Genomic DNA, 19,155 nt, shown 5'->3' with positions numbered 1-19,155 from the left:
TAAAACCATAATTATTGTTGAGGTATGAAAGAAATCTTATGAACTAACAATCAATCCAATCACTCTATCGTATTTTTGCAATAAATAAATAAGTCATGAGCACATCAGAAGAATTAAAACAAATCGTAAAAGATAAATATGCAAAGATAGCCACCCAAGAAACGGCTATAAATGCTTCGTCCTGTTGTGGAGCCACTCCATCTTCGGGTGAAGTTTACAATATTATGACTGATGACTATAGCGAGGTGGAGGGATATGCAGCGGATGCCGATTTGGCATTGGGCTGTGGCTTGCCGACTGCATTTGCCAACATTCAGAAAGGTGATGTAGTGATTGATCTAGGCTCTGGTGCAGGAAATGATTGTTTTATTGCCAGGCATGAAACGGGTGAAACGGGCAAAGTGATTGGGATCGATTTCACCGAACCAATGATCGAAAAGGCCAGAATCAATGCGGATAAACTTGGGTACAACAATGTGGAATTTCGCTATGGAGACATTGAAAAGATGCCAGTAGCTGAGGATACCGCTGATGTGATTGTAAGCAACTGTGTACTAAATTTAGTACCAAACAAGAAAAATGTGATTGCTGAAATATTCAGATCATTGAAACCAGGTGGGCATTTTAGTATCTCTGACATTGTGCTAGTAGGCGAGTTGCCAGAGGCTCTTCAGCACGACGCCGAAATGTATGCAGGTTGCGTATCTGGTGCGATTCAAAAAGAGGATTATTTAGGTTTTATTGAAGCACAGGGTTTTGCTAAAATCACCATTCAGAAAGAAAAGACAATTGAAATTCCGGATGATATTTTATTGAAGTATTTAGATGATCAAGCACTGACGGATTTCAAAAATGGAACGACAGGAATTTTTAGTATCACGGTCTATGCAGAAAAGCCTGGAGCCAAATCAAACAAACCAAAAGTGAAGCTTTCGGAATTGCAAAATAGTTGCGAACCAGGAAGTGGTTGTTGCTAAAAGTGTGCAATAGGCTATTTTCTGTATGCTTTAAGTGCTCACAGAAACGGCTATAAACTTTGATGCAGGAGTATTACTTTCTCTAGCCACATGATTGATAGGAACGAGTACATTCGTTTCTGGAAAGTAGGCACCGAGACAGCCTTTTGCTATGTTGTAAGGAATGATTTTGAAGTTTCTAGCTTCGCGAGTTTCCTTACCGTAATGGCTAGTAAGATGAACGACCTGTTCTTTTTCAAAACCATGTTTTTGCATGTCCTTAGGATTCATCAAAAGTACTCTTCGTTCGTTGTGAATACCACGATAGCGATCATGCATACCGTATATGGTGGTGTTGAATTGATCATGAGATCTGATGGTCATCAATACGAAATGATTGGCATCAATCGTATTTTTAGGTAATGGATTGATGGTGAATACGGCCTTCTGAGATTCGGTATTGAACTCACCACTTCGGGCACCATTTGGTAAATAGAACCCTCCTTTTTTTCTGACTCGACTGTTGTAGTTCTCAAAGCCGGGAATAACTGCTTCGATATGATTTCTAATCGTGTCATAATTTAATATCATCTCCTGCCAATTGGTTTTGGATTTAGACAAAGTGGTTTGGGCTATTCCAGCGACTATGGCTGGTTCACTTAGCAGCTGAGGCGAAGCAGGTTCAAATGTTCCTTCACTTTTCTGAATCACACCCATAGAGTTTTCAGTAGTGACAAATTGTTGTTTGCCATTTTGCAGATCTGATTCGGAACGGGACAGACAGGGAAGAATAATAGCTTCATCGCCAGTTACCAAATGTGATCGATTAAGCTTCGTAGAAATTTGAACCGTCAATTCACATTTTTTCATGGCTTCTCCTGTGAATTGGCTATCCGGGGTGGCAGAAATAAAATTGCCTCCCATACTAATGAAGACTTTGATTTGCTCGGCATCCATCGCACGTATGGTTTCCACAGTATCAAAACCATGTTTTCTTGGGCTACTAATTCCAAATTGTTCATCTAGTTTGGCTAGAAATGCTTCTTTGGGCTTTTCCCAAATGCCCATGGTTCGATCGCCTTGTACATTACTATGTCCGCGAACAGGGCAGGTTCCTGCTCCGGGTTTTCCGATGCTGCCTTTGAGTAATAGGATGTTGACGATTTCTTGTACATTTTCCACACCATTCTCATGCTGCGTGAGACCCATGGCCCAACAAAAAATGATTTTCTTTTTTGAAATGAGCAAGTCTGCAAATTGCCTGACTTCTATTTCAGTGAGTCCACTTTCTTGCACACAAGTACCAAAATCTGATTCGCGCAAATGATGAATGAATTCTTGGTAGTTGTCACATTTCCGCTCGATGAAATCATGATCAAATACCGTTCCTGGGCGATCTTCTTCCGCTTTGAGCATCAAAAGTAAAGTTGCTTTGAGCAAAGCTACATCTCCATTGATTTTAACTTGTATGTATAAATCCTCGAGCTTAGTGCCACCCTTTAGAATCTTTAAAGGATTTTGTGGATCTATGAATACATTGGTGCCTACTTCATGGATGGGGTTTATTGACACTATGGCTCCTCCGTTTTGTTTGCATTTTTCCAAAGCCATCAACATGCGTGGGTGATTGGTTCCAGGGTTTTGACCAATAACCACGACTAATTCAGATTGATGAATGTCCTCTAACGTCACAGAACCTTTGCCAATCCCTAAAGTTTTGCTTAGGCCAGTTCCACTAGACTCATGGCACATGTTTGAGCAGTCTGGTAGATTGTTGGTGCCAAACTCTCTGGCAAAAAGCTGATACATAAAAGCTGCTTCATTGCTGGTTCGTCCAGAGGTATAAAAAGCTGCTTCATTTGGATTATCCAGAGACTTAAGTTTTTTTCCTATTTTTGAGAATGCTTCTTCCCAACTAATAGGTTGGTAATGAGAGCTGTCTTTTGCCATGTAGAAAGGTTCAGTGATTCTACCTGATTTACCAATTTGATAGTCACTCCAGTCACTCATTTCTTCTACATTATGTGTACTGAAAAAGTCAGTATTCACACGTTTTTTGGTGGCTTCTTCGGCGATTGCTTTGGCACCATTTTCACAGTATTCTCCTAATGCTGACCTCTCATGGTCAGGATCTGGCCAGGCACAGCCAGGACAATCGAACCCACCATGTTGATTCATTTTGTTAATTACTTTGAGTCCATCAATGATCCCTATTTCTTCACTGATGTGTTTCATTGCTGAAGTTACAGCAGGTAAACCTACCGAGCTTTCAGGCGCTGGCTGAAATTTGAGATTGGAAAATTCTTCTGGGGGAACAATTGAAACCTTTCTTGTATTCATAGGTTTGAAGTTAACTGAAAGCGAATGGAAAGTAAAATGTAAAGACTAAGATTCCAATTGTAAATCCTGATTTATATTTAACGAAAACTAACCAATTGATTATGATCTTACCTAGTCCAGAGAACATTCTATTATTCGTTACCGCAGCCACTATTTTGATTGTTGTGCCAGGCCCGGCTGTTCTGTATATTATGATGAAAAGCATGGAACAAGGCTATAAAGCAGGGTTGGTTTCGGCTCTCGGAGTAGGTGTAGGTGCAATGATTCATGTGGTGGCAGCCGCTGTTGGGATATCTGCCTTATTGTTAGCATCGGCCACTGCATTCTCTATTTTGAAATATGGTGGAGCCATCTATTTGATCTATTTAGGTATTAAGAAATTGAGGGATAAATCCACCTCTTTAGCATCTGTCCAAACCGAGAAAAAATCATTAGGTAAGATATTCTATGAGGGAATTATTGTAAATACACTCAGTCCTAAATCAGGGATATTTTTCTTTGCTTTTTTGCCCCAATTCATCAATGCTGATCGGGGAGGTACCACTTCACAGATACTGTTTTTGGGCATGTTATTTTTGGCCATTGCATTTATTAGCGATATGTGTTATGTGCTGCTATCAGGCAAATTGGTGAAGTACTTCAGGTCAAGTATGCGCTATGTCCATATGCAAAAGTATCTCAGTGCTGTCATTTACATCACACTCGGGCTTTTAACTTTTATGGTGAATAAGCCAGGTGGTTTTAGTGGGTCAAAATAAAAAGACTTTATCAGATACTTGTAGATTGGTCATTTTTCTGACAAACCTAATGGTGTACCCAGCGTAATCGAGTGGTATGAAAAGAATTTTGAATACAGTTTTGACACTTGTAGTTGGATGGAACGCATCAGCACAATCTGAATTGACGACATTTACAACAGCATCAGAAAAAGTAGTAAAGCAGGATTATGATATCTTGTTTACCAAGCAGCTTAACAATAATGACAATATTTATTCTATCAATCAAAACGGTAGATTGAAGCAAATTACGGATCACCCTCGGAAGGACAGTAGTCCAATGATGTCTCCCGATGGAAAGTACATGGTTTTTACTTCAGAGCGTAAAGGCTGGTGGAAGATTTGGCTCATGAATTTGGAGACACAAACTTTTAAACAACTTACGGATGCAAATAGTGCAGAATATAGTCCTTCCTGGTCGCCTGATGGCAAACGAATAGTATTCGTATCGAGCCGAAACGGTGGGTCAGAGATATTTACTATGACATCGGAAGGCAATGATATCCAACAGATTTCTAATGGTGGAAACAATACTATGCCTACTTGGGCATCTGACAATCGGATTTATTATTCAAGTAAAGTGTCTAGTGCATATCAAATCTATAGTATGAAGCCAAATGGTTCGGATAGTAAACAACTGAGTTCAGGGAAAGGAGACAAGCTGATGCCGCAACTGGCTCCGAATAAAAGCGAAATCCTGTATTATGGTAATCAAGAGGGTAATATGGAAATCTACAAGATGAATATATCAACGGGTAGAACATCTCGTTTGACGAATGATTCACTTATGGATATCAGACCAAGATGGTCTCCTGATAGCAATCTTATTGTCTTCGAACGAGGCAATAAGCGCAATAATCAACAAATCTATTTGATGAATGCTGACGGCTCTAACCAAAAGCCGCTTACCCGATCGGGTTATAATTATGCGCCTTCTTTTGCATTTAGAAAGGATTAATTGATAATTAAAAAAATATCTACTTTGGATTAGTATAAAGTAAGGAATCCTTACTATAATTGTATTGACAATATTGTCAAACACAAAACATGAATAATTATGAACAAATCAATTTTTTATCACGCGGGTTGTCCGGTATGTGTCAGTGCCGAGCAGGAGATTCTAAGTTTGATGAATGCGAATGCAGTAGAAGTCATTCATTTAGGAGAGGATCAGGCCAAGGTTGGTGTGGCGGAGCAAGCAGGTGTACAGTCAGTACCGGCTTTGGTGACACCATCAGGTCAGGTATTGCATATTAATTTTGGTGCTTCAATTTCTGATTTGAAGGCTTAATATTTTTTTGAAATTAAAAGTTAGGAATCCTTATTAAAAATCGTATTATGAAATATATACTCATGTTAACTTTAATGTTCTTATCGATTACGGTAGGAGCATGCGAAGAATCTCAGGATATAAAACCTGAAGATCAAAATCTATTGATCAAGTCTGTACAAGTCACTCACTTGGATAAATTTGGAATCAATATTTGGGAGATAGAAGTTGAAGGAGCAGCTGGTGCTTCTGTTCCCACAGCTGCTGGGCAACTCGATGGTGCTCCTGTGTTAGGTTATGTTTTTCCAACCAACTTAAAACCCACAGATGTTGGTTTTTCGTCTACTGATGGAATAGTGGCTATGGCACTTACAGCACACCCAGACTTTGATGACACGCCTTTATGGGATGAAAATAATGATAAGTTATATGATAATGATGGAGTGGAATGGCACGCCCATTGGGTGGTGCTTGTAGAAGACGACCGAGTGGATGGAGGGCTTGCTGTGAAACAGTTTGATGCTGCTGATCCAGAGGTGGTACTTCCTCCAACCAATCCAGGTATGCCCATGTATATGGATTCGCCTGGTTTTCAGGTGGTCACCGATGGAGCATTTATCAGAGTTATTGTACCGATGTATCGAATGAATAACCAAACGTCTTTTAGTTATGACGGCGTGACGGCTTATATGCAAGTGAATACTTCTTTGAGTGACAAACCCATGTTGGGAGTCTATGAAGTGTATGCTATAGCCAGTGGAGATTTGTCTCTTCCGTATCAGGTAAAAGCAGAGTAATGGATATTGCAGTTTGGGATACCTATGTCCATCGTACGGATGGTTTACTGATGCATTTTGATATTCTCGTTTCAACAGAAGTGCAAGAGAGTAATCAAATACTTGAATACGCCATTCAGTTTTTGGCAAGCAAGGGTCTGGATATAGAGCATGTTGAGGTTAAAAAGTGTCAATTCTGTCACATTGAAAGTGCCACTGATATGACCGTTCGGGCTATTGAGGGAAAAGGTTTCGATATCATAGAATTTGAAAACTGTAATTGAAGCTTGACTTACTAATTAGGAATACTAACTTTGTCTGACGAGCATCATGCTCGTCGGACAATTTTATGAAAAAGAGCGCATTTGATACGGAGTCACAGCAACAAAACCTCACCAGTAAAGTGGTGGTGGGGTTGGAGCGAATTTCAGAAGTTTTCAAAACGCTCTTATGGGATCAATCGAAAGCTACAGGGTTGAGCCCGATTCAAATTCAAATCATCGTTTTTGTGGCTTATCACAAGCCAGACCTGTGTAAGGTGAGCTATCTGGCACAGGAGTTCAATGTAACCAAACCCACGGTTAGTGATGCAGTAAGGGTATTATTACTCAAAGGACACATCGAAAAGAAAGATGCTGGTGGTGATAGTAGGAGCTATATCATTGGACTTACAACTGATGGAAAACAGATATTGGAAGGCATCGAACAGTTCGCGGCTCCTGTAGGGACGGAGTTGGAGAAACTGGAAAACAAACAGCTAGCAAGTATCTACCAATCCTTGTCAAACTTGATTTTTCAGCTGAATCAGTCAGGAATCCTCAGTGTACAACGTACGTGCTATTCATGCCAATTTCATGAAAAAAAGACTGATCAGGATTATTGCCATTTCCTCAACCAACCACTTGGTAGCGAAGAGATCAGAATCGATTGTCCGGAATACGAATCAAAAAATTCCTAAAACATGGAATCTTTTTACGACCAAACCTTTGAAAACTTAGACTATGCTCAAGATGGATTTTCAAATGGTGAATATGAAAGTTGTGTTTTCAAAAACTGTCTCTTTACTGAGGTGAACTTGTCTCATCGCGTATTTATGGATTGCGAGTTTGAGGACTGTGATTTTTCGGGAGTGAAGCTAGGAGATACGGCATTCAAGGATGTGAGATTTATAGGCTGTAAATTGCAGGGTGTGGATTTTTCTTCGTGCAATCCATTCTTGTTAGAAATGAACTTTGAGAAGTGTTTGATGAATTTGGCTTCATTTTATCAACTGAAATTGAAAGGAACGACTTTTGATCATTGCAGTTTAGAGGAAACCGACTTTGTTGAAGCAGATTTGAGTGAATCCAAATTCTTAGCATGTAATCTCACCAAAGCTCAATTTGACAACACCAATTTAGAAAAGGCAGACTTTAGGACCGCTACTCATTTCTCAATCAATCCTCAAAACAACAAAGTAGTCAAGGCTAGATTTTCAAGAGAGGGTCTGATTGGTTTATTAGATCAGTTTGATATTAGAGTAGATTAAAAATTCATGAACGCATAAGACAATATATTAGCTCCCATCTTTAGTGCTTCTTGTCGTTTACTCTCTGGATCGTTATAAATGGACTGATCCTCCCAGCCATTGCCTAGATCAGACTCATAAGAGTAGAAACAGACCAATCGACCTTCAAAGATCAAACCTAATCCTTGAGAAGGCTTTCCGTCATGCTCGTGAATCTTTGGTAGTCCTTTTGAAAACTTGAATTTTTGGTCATAGATCGGGTGGTTAAATGGCAGTTCTACAAACTCTAATTCAGGAAAAACCTTTTTCATTTCCAATCTGATGAATTGATCCATGCCATAGTTGTCGTCGATATGGAGGAAACCTCCTGCGATCATATATTTTCTAAGGTTTTCGGCTTGACGGGAATTGAAAACCACATTGCCATGACCCGTAAGGTAGACATACGGATACAAGAATATATCAGGACTACCTACTTCGACGACTTCATCTACTTTTTCAAGATCCATTCTTAGGTGCCTATTGCAAAAGGAAGCCAAATTGGGCAAAGCGGTTTTGTTGGCATACCAATCTCCGCCGCCATCATATTTGAGCTTGGCTAGTTGAATTTGGCTTTGACCAACAGAGGCAAAGGATATAAGTAGACAGATATAGAGGAGTACGTACTTTGTCATAATTGAATGATAAACGTAATATATTTGTTTGAGATATGCTGCTAAACCGTAGAAAGATTTTTTAAAATGATACCTTGCTATAAATCTGTAAAATTGGTGCTTGACAAGCTGATAGCTTTGACACTTCTAGTAGCGCTGTCACCAATATTATTGATCATTGCTTGCGCAGTTTATTTGGATCATAAATCAGTATTATTCACTCAGCAGCGTCCGGGTCTTTTAGAAGAACCATTTTATATCCTTAAATTCAAAACTATGAATGATGGGCATGCAAGTGATGCGAATCGAGTAACACAATTTGGCAGCTGGATGAGAAGATATTCTCTAGATGAATTACCACAACTTTGGAATGTATTGAAAGGCGAAATGAGTCTGATCGGTCCCAGGCCTTACTTGATGGAATACTTGAATTTGTACTCTGATGAACATAAAAAGCGTCAGTGGGTATTGCCAGGGATTACTGGTTGGGCGCAGGTAAATGGAGGCAATGAATTAAGCTGGAAGGAAAAATTAGATTTGGATACCTATTATGTAGATCACTTGAGTTTTTGGATGGATTTGAAAATTGCATTCAAAACAATGACATTATTAGGAGGAGGCAAGAGGAAGGATTTACCTGATTCGAAGTTTATGGGTTACAAAGAAAACATCCGCTGATCTTTGAAGCAAGAAAGGATTTATCTATCGCCCCCACATCAATCAGGAGATGAAATTAAGGCTTTCCAAAAAGTCCTAGATACCAATTGGTTGGCACCTGTGGGGCCGGATTTAGAACGGTTTGAGGAGGAAATATGCCAAGTTACTGGTTTCAAATATGCAGTAGCTACCGCGTCAGGAACCGCCGCACTTCACTTAGGTTTAATGACTTTAGGAGTGGCAAAAGGCGATAGAGTGCTCTCGAGCAATCTTACATTTGCTGGAGCAGTCAATCCCATCATTTATCAAGGAGGGGTTCCAGTTTTTGTAGATGCTGAATCTGATTCGTGGAATATGGATACTCGGTTGGTAGAAGAGTATTTGTCCGAGTCCAATGGAGTGAAAGCTATGGTGCCTACACATTTATATGGAATGCCAGCTGATGTCTTTAAACTGGAGAAACTGGGTCAAAAATACCAGATTCCATTATTACATGATCTGGCAGAATGTTTGGCTGGAAAAGTAAATGGAGAGAAAATAGGGAAACATATTTCTCGTGGTATTTTATCATTTAATGGTAACAAACTAATTACTACATCTGGTGGAGGAGCATTTGTGACAAATAACAAAGAAGAGGCGGAGCAAGCCTTGTATTTGGCTACTCAAGCCAAATCCAATGGCATAGGCTACCATCATGAAGCGATTGGATATAATTATAGAATGAGCAATGTCTTGGCTGCTCTGGGAGTTGCTCAAATCAAGACATTGTCTGATCGTGTAGAAAAGAAGCAGCAAATTTTTGAAACGTATCAATCTGAATTATCATCTTTAGGGTGTGAGTTTCAGCAAGAAACAAATGGTGTGACTTCTGACCGATGGCTGACGTGTGTGCTTTTTGATCAAGATTCGAATCTTGAGATAGCATCTATTGTTCAGCAAATGGATTCTTTCAATATTGAAGTAAGACCGCTGTGGAAACCGATGCATTTACAACCAATTTTTCAGAACGAAAAAGTGATTAGAGGTGAGATTTCGGATAATTTATTTCAACGAGGTCTTTGTTTGCCTTCTGGGTGTGGTTTGACTCATAACCAGCAAGCTTATGCAATTGAGAAACTGAAAGGAGTAATCAATCAGTCGTAGGCCGAAGGTTTGCCTAATATCTTCTCTTTTCTCTGCCTTCCATTTTTGGATCTAAATAAGTCTTGTGGTAGGTACAATTCGATATTAATATTCACTAAAAAATACCCATCATTTTTGCCATTTCCTCTTTGCGCACCTGGCACCAATGCATCATAGGCTCCTTCATTGATTTCAGGTACTTCATTTTTCCTGTTACTCAAAGTAGCTTCTATTGATCCGTCTTCAAAAGGACCTCCATAAATACCGTTTACATCGTCCAAATGACCAGTGAACGCAAACCTATAACCTAGATCGAGGGATAAATTTAAAAACTCATTCAACGCAGCTTTAACTCCTAAATTGACGGGGATTATCCATGCTGAATTGCCGTATGACTCAGTTTCTGTGCCAATGTCACGCAAATCATAGGTTGTAGTTACATCGTTGATATCTGTGTAATCAGCTTTAGGATTGTAATAGGTCATCCCAAATCCAGCTGCTATGTATGGTTCGTAGGTTCGCCTTTTGTGGTACTTCCCTCTGTATTTCAAAAAGTAATAGACTCCTTCTACTTGCCATTCATAGTTGGTTGAATGAAATGACAAGTTGCGCTGGCGATTGAAAGAACTGTCCGCTGCATTTTTATCTGTGCCTTCTAATTTATATCTAGAAAATTGAACTCGCGCTCCGATTCGGGTAAGTAGTCTGGCTTCAACACCAAAATTCATGTGAGTTAGTCCTTTCGAAAATGGATTTCCGTTGGTGAGATCTCCCATGTATCCTGTCCAGCCAGTGCCAGCATAGATTGAAAAGTACCTATCATGTAATTGCCACCCCAAAAAGCTTTGGGACTGACTGACTAGGGATGTCAGGACTAGTATGGAAAGTAGAATTAGTTTTCTAATCATAAACACATGTGCAACGAGGTAAATTTAATGCAATCAACGAAAAGATAACGGACGTATTGAATCAATATGCCAGAATTGTCAATTTTATGGCTTAGTCTTTTTAAGTACAAGTGTAGTCATGCACCTTTGATCTTCTACAATGACTGTTTTGACTGGTTCAATTTTGCTGAAGCCATATTTATCAAGAATAGTTTGGATAATATTTTCATTGAGTAAAAACCTCTGGCTTCCATCTGCTAGCTGAAACAATCCATTGGTAAGTTTTTCATGCCCATTGAGTCCAATGTTCGAAGTCATACGGATAAAAAGAGTTCCTCCTGGAGCAAGTACCCTGTCCAGTTCTTTAAACATCTGCCAAAAATGAGCCTCAGATTGTGCAAAATGCAGGACCGCCGAACAAATCAAATAATCGAAATGATTGGATCGATAAGGTAGTTCGACTAAATCTCCTGTCTGAAATAGATCCTTTGAATAGGTAGGATAATTAGATCCAATAATAAATTTTAACATTCGAATAGCATCTGAATTTTGATCTATTCCTTGTACTTCAAACCCATTGTTTAAGAAGTAAATCAAATTGCGCCCCTCTCCACAACCCGCATCTAAAATTTTCACATCTGGAGCAATTTTATTCTTTAGTATCTGATCCAGCAGATACAGATCTATATTTCCTAAAAATTTATTGAGTTGCTGTATAGTCATCGAATGAAATTGACGTTGAGGTAATGATGGCGAATTTATTAATTTAGCAACAGTATGAAAAAAGGACTTCTATTCTTTTCTGTTTTCGTCATATTCTGTTCGTTTCCTCAAATTTTATTAGCTGAGAAAACTAAGCAAGCCATGCGTGCTTATGAAAAGGGTGATTTCGAAAAAGTGGAGGATATTTTGACCAAGTCCATGGAAGAAGATAGTCTTAATCCTGCCACTGAATATGTTTGGGCTTTACTTTACTCCAATGAGAATTACCCAAAATTTCACCTAGACACTGCCCATTTTTTTATTGAATATGCTTGTGAACATATCAAAGAGCAAGACGAAGATCATCTGGATGAATTGGAAGATGCAGACCTTTTTGAGTATGATTTAAAGAATAAAAAAATTGCTATTGATAGCATGGCTTTTACCGTGGCTTCTAATAAAAATGATATAGAAGCCTATGAGCATTATATTGAGATATACCGTGGAGCAGCCGATTTTGATCAGGCTGTTTCCATAAGAAATCAATTGATTTTTAGTGAAGTTGAGTCTGAGCATACTTGGCAGGCCTATGCCGATTTTATATCCAAGTACCCATCAGCAAATCAAGTGGAAAAGGCACAAATTCAATATGATAAATTGGTTTATGAAGAAAAAACGGGGTCTGGAAGAATAGAAGATTTAGAAAAATTTTTAATCGTTGAACCCAGTACGCCTTACAGACATTCGATCGAGAGGAAAATTTTTGAGGATTATGTTGGAGAACTGGACTCACGTCGAATGATCGACTTTTATTATAAATATGATAATCAAGTCCTTGCTACAAGAACGCTGAACATGTTGTACTATTTGGATGAAGTTAACTTCACTAGATTAAGTGATGTCTTGGAGATCAAAACCAGTTTCGTGGATTCCGTGAAGCAGCTGGAGCAACTGAATCAACAACCATTGGCAATAACCTTACGAGATGAAATTTTTCAGTTTGTCAACCTGAACGGTGATGTTTTTATAAACGAGACATTTCAACAAATTCAGGATACTTATCGATGTGGAAATGTTTTTGACGAGTTGCTTGCGATAGAATCGGCGGGTACGAAACAGTTGATCAATCGAAATGGAGATGTGGTTTTTGATGGTTACGATGGACGAGTTGAGGATTTAGGAAGAGGGTTGTTGTCGGTGGAAGAAGGGGGCAAAGTTGGAGTGATACATAAATCAGGTTTCCGACTTGTAAATCCAATCTATGATGACTTGGAGCTAGTAGATAACAGTCTTCTGGTGTATGAAATGGAAGGAAAGCTTGGAGTAATGTCTGTTTCGGGTACAGAATATATAAAACCGACATTTGACGATATTTATCTTAAGGGGTCATTTTGGGTTTTTCAAAAAGGTGAAAATTTTGGGGTTTCCAATAGGGAGCAGATAAGACAGGCAAGGGACGAATCTTTCGCGGTGGATTTGCCATTTGAAGAAGTTGAGTTAATTAATGAAAAATATATCATTGGGTTTCATGAAGACACAGAAGTCCTGTTAAATCATCGTTTGGAAGTGATTACTCCTGAATCCACCAAGAGAATAAATACTCGACATGAAACTTGGGTAATAGAATTAGCTGAGGGCTACACCACTTTTGATCCGGAGTTGGGTCAGCTCTCTTCCAATATTTATCAGGGGGTACTCCAAAATGCTGAATGGTTAGGGCTTACAAGGAACGAAAAATGGTTTGTTTACAACAAAAATATCTATGATGAACCCATCATCGGAGTTGATTCACTCAAATTGTTAGGGGAGGATATTGCGATTGTTTTTAGAGGGAGAGATGGATTAGCTATATTCCCAAACAAGAGGATAATAGAAATTGTAGAAGACCAATATCTTAAGTCCATTGGTCCAAAAATTCAGACAGATACCCACTATTTGGTGGTGAAAGAAAGAGGAAAAAACATCCTGTATAAAGATGGAGTAGAGCAATTTCGGGTGGATTGTGATGAGCTAGGATATATTTCAGATAGCGCCTTTTATGTGAAGAAAAATGGTAAATATGGTGCTGTTGGAATTGATGGTCGTCTGATTATGAGGATTAGATATGATGCCATAAGTGCTGTAGAAGATGGGGTGGCTCCCGTCTTGTTGTATGGGAAGTTTGGTGCATACAACTTTAAAGATCGTGTGCTATTGCGAATGGATTATCAGGAAAAAATCAAGTCGTATAACTCAGAATTATTTATTGTAAATCAGGAAGGTGAATATGGATTGTTGGATAAATTCAATAATGTCCGTGTGGAACCAGGATATGAGCAAATAGCTTATTGGTCAGATTCGAGTTTTTTAGGGCTCAACCATGGCGTTTGGCAAATAGTCAGCATGTCTGATGGCGTAAATGTGCTATCTGATGTGCTTTATTACGAATTTATTAGGGATTCACCCAATGAAAAAATATTACTGGTGAGAAAAGAGGAGGGTTATGGCGTATATCATGGCGCCAAAGGCTTGATAATTCCAACAGTATTTCACGATGTGATGAACTTGGGTAATGATGAAGTGCAACTTTATTTTACGGAAACTGCGGTTCCTGAGGCCGATATCTATGTGGTGGTTTATTATGATACCAATGGCAATAAGCTATTTTCAGAAGCCTACCGAGAAGAAGCCTACGAAAACTTAGTTTGTGAAGATTAGTAACTACTATCTACGGCATCAATTATCTGACCATACCATTCATTAAAATCAAAGTCACCGCGCTTGTAGGTGACTCCTAGACGTACAATCACTAATTCTTTGGAAGGAATGATCATAATTCTTTGACTGTGAAAACCGTTCATGCTATAGGCATCCAGAGGCACATTTGGAAAATGGCCACCACTATTAATCCAAAAATGACCACCATAAAGCTGCTCTGATCCTTGGGCGGGTTGTTGAATAAACGAAATCCAATCCTTAGAAATTATTTGTTTTCCTTCCCAGACTCCATTTTGGAGATACAATTGACCTATTCTTGCCCAGTCTCTTGCTGTTGCCCATGCGTAGGAAGACCCTACAAATTCTCCAGTAGCGTCAGTTTCTATGAGCATGCTATACATGCCAAGTCGATAAAAAAGGCTATCATATGGGAAATTCAAATAGTCTTTTTTTGATTTGAAAAACCTTCTCGTTTGGCTAGAAATAATATTACTAGTGCCAGAGGAGTAATTCCAAACGCCGGGGTCAGATTCTGCAGGTACGCTAATAGCATATTGACCAATGGCATCACTATTGAATAGCATGGTAACCGCGTCGCTGAGGTCTGCATAATCCTCTTTCCATCGAAGTCCACTATTCATTTGCAGCAAATGCTTCCAAGTGATATTTGCTCTTCTGTCATTCTCCCATGCAGGTATGTCAGTCTCAGCATCTATGTGCACGATGTCTCGGTCAACCAACATACCGAAGAGAGTAGAAGTCAGACTTTTGGTCATGGACCAACCTAAAAGTGGCGTGTTTTGATCCACTTCAGGTGCATATTGTTCTCCAATGATATTGCCTTTATGCAAGACTAGAACAGCACGAGTATTTTTTGTTGAGTTGCTGGGGTCTTTTTCTTCAAATGCCTTATTTATTGCATTTGATAAGGCTTCCGAAGTTGGATTTACTCTATGGTCAAACCAATTGACAAGGCTATCATGCTTTGGTTGATGAGGTTGTATTTTTTCTCGGAAGGCATCTTTTGGCCCTAAATCTGTCAATAATGCGCAACCAAGCCCTTCTCGATAAACTGCGACTTTTTTTTGTAGACCAAATACTGATGCAGTCACGGTCTGGTTTATTCTGTCAACTTTGAATTTCACCAAATTGGCTGGAGCAAAGTTTAATTCCTTGTTGTAGATTGTCTCTTCATCCAAACCTCCTATAAATGTACATGAACAAGCTACTTTTGCAGAATACCCTGACATGATTACAAGTTTTGGGTAATAGGTTAAAACTCCTGCAACAAAACCGCAAAAGAGAGTTGCTACTACAATCCATTTCAATATTTTCATAAGTTCAATAATTCTATGTTCAATTCTTCCTCAGCATTTAGCACTAACTTAGTATTTGGTGGTAATATTTTAAAGCGGATCTGAAAGAATCATTTTATTTGAATGATAATTTAACATAAGGCAAATTTTAAGTGCTGAATAGACTAGGAATCAAATATTGGAAAACACAAACCGTACTAAAAAGAAAATGGTTGTTAAATAATTTACCATTTTGTCGTACGAATGATTTTCAACGATTTGTAATTCTTTGTGATCCACGGACGGGCTCTACTTGGCTGCATACCTTATTAAATTCAAGTGACCAGATTCTTTCTTATGGAGAACTGCTAACTGAGCGAAATTTGACTCAGAGTTTAGAAAAAACCATTTGGCATGATCATCACCAAAGTATTAAAGCCATCGGTTGTAAGATATTTTACGAACAACTTTCTGATCCTAAATTCAAAAAACTACTCACTGAAATTAGTGAAAACAAGTCAATCAAAATCATTGATTTGAAAAGGGAAAATATGGTTGAGTGTTTTGTTTCTTTAAAAATCGCAGAGAAGACTCAATCATGGAGTAATGATGCAAAAGGAACATCCAAAGTAGATAAGTTGTCAATTAATATTGAAGAACTGGAAGCCTTTATTAAAGAAAGGAAAGGTTCACGAAGTCAAGTTTTGAATCTGCTTGGAGACCATAAAAAGTATAAAACGACTTATGAGCAATTGGTTGGTCAGACGAGGAAAGAATTGGAAGATCTCCAGTCATTTCTTGGGGTTGAGCCCATGTCTATGTTTTCGTTATTAAACAAACAAAACTCAGCATCACTTGAAGATTTAATCTCAAATTTTGAAGAGATTAAGAGTGATTTGGATCGACTTTATACCTCTTGTAAGGTTACAATCTGATCAGTGAAAAATTCGAGGTCAGCATAGTCATGACTTGCGATAATTGCTATTTTATTGCGATCTGAAATATAAGATTTTAGGAATGATTTAATCTTTGATTTAATCCCATCATCCAAAGCGGCAAATGGTTCATCCATCAAAATAACCTTTGGATCATAAGCCATAGCCCTTCCTATAGCTGTTCGTTGCTTTTGACCTCCAGAAATATCTGTGGATTTTTTATCAAGAATATTTTCAATATCGAGGGTGAATACCAATTGGTCAAAGTCGGCATCAGAAATTCTTCGAGCGTATTCCAGGTTTTCTTTTACTGTGAGGTTAGGGAAAAGTGCAAAATCCTGAAAGACCAAACCCACTTCTCGATCTTTTGATAGCACTTGACTGCCATTAGATCTGGAGTTCCATATTATATCATTGTGAATAATCATGCTTTGACTGGACTTTTGGATTCCAGCAATTATTTTGAGAAGGGTGGATTTGCCAATTCCTGACTTACCATAAATACCCAAAGTATCACCAGACTGAATGGCTGTTTTTAAGTCTATTTGATGCGTTTTAAAATTCAATTTAAGATCTAGCTTCAGCATATGATCGGGCGTGTTGGGTTTTTATGAATAAACTGGACTAACAATAGTACCACAAAGGAAAACACTAAAAGTACTGCAGCGTACTGATTGGCCATGTCATAATTCATGCTTTCGAGCTCATGAAAGATAGCAATGGAGGCTACTCTAGTTTCTCCCGGGATATTACCACCGATCATCAAAATGACACCAAATTCACCGATCGTATGAGCGAAAGTGAGGATGGCTGCCGATATAATAGAGGGGCGAATATTAGGTAGAAGTACCTTATGGAATGTTTGCCATTTGGTTTTGCCTAGCGAATAGGAGGCTTCACTTAAGTGGTGCGGTAAATTCTCAATGGCGGACAAAATTGGATTTACCATGAAAGGAAGACTGAAAATAATGGATCCAATCAGAATGCCTTCGAAGCTAAAAGCAAGACGAGCATCAAACACCATATTCCAAAAAGATCCAAGGTAACTATTGGGCTGCAAAGCTATGAGAAGGTAAAAACCCAGAACAGATGGAGGAAGAATCAAGGGTAGTGCGATGATTACTTTTACAATTGATTGAGCAAAGAATTTTTTCATCGACAATCCATATACAATCGGCACAGCGATTATGAATAGTGAAAATGTAGTAATAAAAGCTAATTTACAGCTCAGCCAAAGTGGGGTCAAAAAATCTTCCATTGAGCTTGTGAAGTTATGGAATGAGAATGTAAAAGTGAATTATCATTGACCTAAGCATGTTATTTGTCCATCCATTTATCACATCGACAATCGTTCCAATCATCCATAAAAGTTTTGTATTCTTTGAGAAATGCTTGGATGGCCTCTATTCCTTCGGCTTTGTTTTTGCCTTCCAGTATGACGGGATCATCCAATAAAGGATCCTCAATCACTTGATGCGCTACGCACCATTCTTTCAGCTGGTTTTTCCAAATCTCCTCTTCCTTGTATTTTGTAGTAATTCTTAGATTAATCATAAATGATTGGTATTAACAATTATCTAACGATAAAGCATTGACAGTTGTGTCGTATCCACGTAGGTTTGTAGCAAAAATAATTGAATGCAGACAATAACCATCCCTGTTCCGTCTGGTGTAAAAGGATTAATTTTTGATTTGGACGGTACCATTATTGATTCTATGCCATTGCACCACGATGGATACAATCATGCGCTAGCTCCTTATAGAGTTCATTATCCAAAAGATGTTTTTGAAAGTCGGGGAGGTATTCCTACCAAAGAGACCATGAGAGCCATAGCAAAGGATTTTGGAATTAAAAATTTTGATATGGAGCGAGCGCTTGAGTCAAAAAAGGAATATGTGGAAAGCAATCTAGATCGAATTCACTTGATTAATCCAGTGTTTGAAATTATTAAGCTAAACTATGGGAAGTTGCCAATGGCGGTAGGTACAGGTAGCAACAGAAATGTCGTGAATGAATTGTTCGAGCAGTTTTCACTCAGTCAATATATACAGCATGTAGTCACAGCTACAGAGGTTACCAATTACAAACCGCATCCAGAAACATTTCTGAAATGTGCAGAATTAATTAAGGTTAAACCTGAAGATTGTGTCGTATTTGAAGACGGAAAACCTGGCATGCAAGCAGCAAAAGCCGCTGGGATGAAGGTTGTAGATGTGACTAAATACTTATAAAATTCTAAAGCGATTAGGAGCTTGTTTTCTTGCCTTTGTTTTTACCATCTAACCATTTGCCATCTTTGACTTGACCTAGATAGTTTACTATTTTGCTTTTCTCGTATTGCTTTGTGGCAAATTCTATTTCGGCCATACTGTTTCTGCGTAATTTGATCGCAGAACTAGAGCCTTTCGTTCTCAATTCAATATAATATCCTTCTTTTAGTGCTACTGGTTTTGTTGCTGGTCTTCCTTTTTGCTTTTGCTCCGCCATACTTAATAATTCTAGTTTACATAACTAACCAACGTGGATTGTTAGTTATTAGTTTCTTATATGGAATATAACCCGATTTTTCTAAATATCTAGG

The 19,155-nt window shown here is 38.6% G+C and carries 22 protein-coding genes; 13 read left to right on the top strand and 9 right to left on the bottom strand.

Features of this window, described 5'->3' with window-relative positions; all coding sequences use genetic code 11:
- Positions 1-95: 95 nt before the first annotated feature.
- Positions 96-977: an arsenite methyltransferase gene (locus tag ABJH98_RS11255; RefSeq protein ID WP_348307773.1), complete on the top strand. Its 882-nt coding sequence runs from the start codon at positions 96-98 to the stop codon at positions 975-977.
- A gap of 30 nt (positions 978-1,007) precedes the next feature.
- On the opposite strand, the gene ABJH98_RS11250 is transcribed toward ABJH98_RS11255, so the two are convergent.
- A complete protein-coding gene (locus ABJH98_RS11250) occupies positions 1,008-3,296 on the bottom strand; it encodes an FdhF/YdeP family oxidoreductase (RefSeq protein WP_348307772.1) in 2,289 nt (762 codons plus the stop codon).
- Between the two features lie 101 nt (positions 3,297-3,397).
- Between ABJH98_RS11250 and ABJH98_RS11245 the strand changes: the two genes are divergently transcribed.
- The 7 genes from ABJH98_RS11245 (at position 3,398) to ABJH98_RS11215 (ending at position 7,646) form a co-directional block, all read left to right on the top strand.
- On the top strand, positions 3,398-4,054 hold the full coding sequence (locus ABJH98_RS11245) for a LysE family translocator (RefSeq protein ID WP_348307771.1): 657 nt from the start codon (positions 3,398-3,400) through the stop codon (positions 4,052-4,054).
- Positions 4,055-4,130: 76 nt separating this feature from the next.
- Positions 4,131-5,030: a DUF5050 domain-containing protein gene (locus tag ABJH98_RS11240; protein WP_348307770.1), complete on the top strand. Its 900-nt coding sequence runs from the start codon at positions 4,131-4,133 to the stop codon at positions 5,028-5,030.
- Between the two features lie 99 nt (positions 5,031-5,129).
- Positions 5,130-5,363, top strand: a complete 234-nt coding sequence (locus ABJH98_RS11235; protein ID WP_348307769.1) for a thioredoxin family protein — start codon at positions 5,130-5,132, stop codon at positions 5,361-5,363.
- Between the two features lie 47 nt (positions 5,364-5,410).
- Complete coding sequence (locus ABJH98_RS11230) at positions 5,411-6,139, top strand: hypothetical protein (RefSeq protein WP_348307768.1); 729 nt, start codon at positions 5,411-5,413, stop codon at positions 6,137-6,139.
- Positions 6,139-6,402: a DUF2024 family protein gene (locus ABJH98_RS11225; RefSeq protein WP_348307767.1), complete on the top strand. Its 264-nt coding sequence runs from the start codon at positions 6,139-6,141 to the stop codon at positions 6,400-6,402. Before ABJH98_RS11230 ends, ABJH98_RS11225 begins: the two co-directional genes overlap by 1 nt.
- A 65-nt stretch (positions 6,403-6,467) precedes the next feature.
- On the top strand, positions 6,468-7,076 hold the full coding sequence (locus ABJH98_RS11220; protein ID WP_348307766.1) for a helix-turn-helix domain-containing protein: 609 nt from the start codon (positions 6,468-6,470) through the stop codon (positions 7,074-7,076).
- Positions 7,077-7,079: 3 nt separating this feature from the next.
- Positions 7,080-7,646 (top strand): pentapeptide repeat-containing protein, encoded by a 567-nt coding sequence (locus ABJH98_RS11215; RefSeq protein ID WP_348307765.1) that lies wholly within the window; start codon positions 7,080-7,082, stop codon positions 7,644-7,646.
- Here the strand turns inward: ABJH98_RS11215 and ABJH98_RS11210 are convergent.
- The gene (locus ABJH98_RS11210; protein ID WP_348307764.1) at positions 7,643-8,299 is read right to left on the bottom strand and encodes a DUF4159 domain-containing protein; all 657 of its coding nucleotides are present in this window, start codon (positions 8,297-8,299) and stop codon (positions 7,643-7,645) included. The two genes, ABJH98_RS11215 and ABJH98_RS11210, sit on opposite strands and share 4 nt — an antisense overlap.
- Before the next feature lie 66 nt (positions 8,300-8,365).
- Here ABJH98_RS11210 and ABJH98_RS11205 point away from each other — a divergent pair, with 66 nt between their 5' ends.
- Together ABJH98_RS11205 and ABJH98_RS11200 are read left to right on the top strand one after the other, a co-directional pair.
- Entirely contained in the window at positions 8,366-8,956 is a 591-nt protein-coding gene (locus ABJH98_RS11205) for a sugar transferase (protein WP_348307763.1), read from the top strand.
- A gap of 3 nt (positions 8,957-8,959) precedes the next feature.
- Positions 8,960-10,078 carry an aminotransferase class I/II-fold pyridoxal phosphate-dependent enzyme gene (locus tag ABJH98_RS11200; RefSeq protein WP_348307762.1) on the top strand — a complete coding sequence of 373 codons (1,119 nt, stop codon included), beginning with the start codon at positions 8,960-8,962 and terminating at the stop codon, positions 10,076-10,078.
- Here the strand turns inward: ABJH98_RS11200 and ABJH98_RS11195 are convergent.
- Together ABJH98_RS11195 and ABJH98_RS11190 are read right to left on the bottom strand one after the other, a co-directional pair.
- Positions 10,069-10,965, bottom strand: a complete 897-nt coding sequence (locus tag ABJH98_RS11195) for a DUF6089 family protein (RefSeq protein ID WP_348307761.1) — start codon at positions 10,963-10,965, stop codon at positions 10,069-10,071. The two genes, ABJH98_RS11200 and ABJH98_RS11195, sit on opposite strands and share 10 nt — an antisense overlap.
- 84 nt (positions 10,966-11,049) lie before the next feature.
- The gene (locus ABJH98_RS11190; protein ID WP_348307760.1) at positions 11,050-11,667 is read right to left on the bottom strand and encodes a class I SAM-dependent methyltransferase; all 618 of its coding nucleotides are present in this window, start codon (positions 11,665-11,667) and stop codon (positions 11,050-11,052) included.
- Between the two features lie 54 nt (positions 11,668-11,721).
- Here ABJH98_RS11190 and ABJH98_RS11185 point away from each other — a divergent pair, with 54 nt between their 5' ends.
- The gene (locus tag ABJH98_RS11185) at positions 11,722-14,343 is read left to right on the top strand and encodes a hypothetical protein (RefSeq protein ID WP_348307759.1); all 2,622 of its coding nucleotides are present in this window, start codon (positions 11,722-11,724) and stop codon (positions 14,341-14,343) included.
- Here ABJH98_RS11185 and ABJH98_RS11180 read toward each other — a convergent pair.
- Complete coding sequence (locus ABJH98_RS11180) at positions 14,340-15,680, bottom strand: serine hydrolase (protein ID WP_348307758.1); 1,341 nt, start codon at positions 15,678-15,680, stop codon at positions 14,340-14,342. The two genes, ABJH98_RS11185 and ABJH98_RS11180, sit on opposite strands and share 4 nt — an antisense overlap.
- 131 nt (positions 15,681-15,811) lie before the next feature.
- On the opposite strand from ABJH98_RS11180, the gene ABJH98_RS11175 reads away from it, so the two are divergent.
- Positions 15,812-16,573 carry a sulfotransferase domain-containing protein gene (locus tag ABJH98_RS11175; RefSeq protein WP_348307757.1) on the top strand — a complete coding sequence of 254 codons (762 nt, stop codon included), beginning with the start codon at positions 15,812-15,814 and terminating at the stop codon, positions 16,571-16,573.
- On the opposite strand, the gene ABJH98_RS11170 is transcribed toward ABJH98_RS11175, so the two are convergent.
- From ABJH98_RS11170 to ABJH98_RS11160, 3 genes are read right to left on the bottom strand one after another with little or no spacing between them, the layout of a single operon-like run.
- A complete protein-coding gene (locus ABJH98_RS11170; RefSeq protein ID WP_348307756.1) occupies positions 16,546-17,160 on the bottom strand; it encodes an ATP-binding cassette domain-containing protein in 615 nt (204 codons plus the stop codon). The two genes, ABJH98_RS11175 and ABJH98_RS11170, sit on opposite strands and share 28 nt — an antisense overlap.
- Positions 17,154-17,831, bottom strand: a complete 678-nt coding sequence (gene modB, locus ABJH98_RS11165; RefSeq protein ID WP_348307755.1) for a molybdate ABC transporter permease subunit — start codon at positions 17,829-17,831, stop codon at positions 17,154-17,156. Before modB ends, ABJH98_RS11170 begins: the two co-directional genes overlap by 7 nt.
- 59 nt (positions 17,832-17,890) lie before the next feature.
- Positions 17,891-18,127 carry a hypothetical protein gene (locus tag ABJH98_RS11160; RefSeq protein WP_348307754.1) on the bottom strand — a complete coding sequence of 79 codons (237 nt, stop codon included), beginning with the start codon at positions 18,125-18,127 and terminating at the stop codon, positions 17,891-17,893.
- A gap of 84 nt (positions 18,128-18,211) precedes the next feature.
- Between ABJH98_RS11160 and ABJH98_RS11155 the strand changes: the two genes are divergently transcribed.
- Positions 18,212-18,805: an HAD-IA family hydrolase gene (locus ABJH98_RS11155; protein ID WP_348307753.1), complete on the top strand. Its 594-nt coding sequence runs from the start codon at positions 18,212-18,214 to the stop codon at positions 18,803-18,805.
- A 13-nt stretch (positions 18,806-18,818) separates the two neighbouring features.
- On the opposite strand, the gene ABJH98_RS11150 is transcribed toward ABJH98_RS11155, so the two are convergent.
- Positions 18,819-19,061: a hypothetical protein gene (locus tag ABJH98_RS11150; RefSeq protein ID WP_348307752.1), complete on the bottom strand. Its 243-nt coding sequence runs from the start codon at positions 19,059-19,061 to the stop codon at positions 18,819-18,821.
- Positions 19,062-19,155: the final 94 nt, after the last annotated feature.

The sequence above is a fragment of the Reichenbachiella sp. genome (assembly GCF_039969095.1).
In the GTDB taxonomy this organism is placed as follows: domain Bacteria; phylum Bacteroidota; class Bacteroidia; order Cytophagales; family Cyclobacteriaceae; genus Reichenbachiella.
This window is presented reverse-complemented; position numbering and strand designations above follow the sequence as displayed.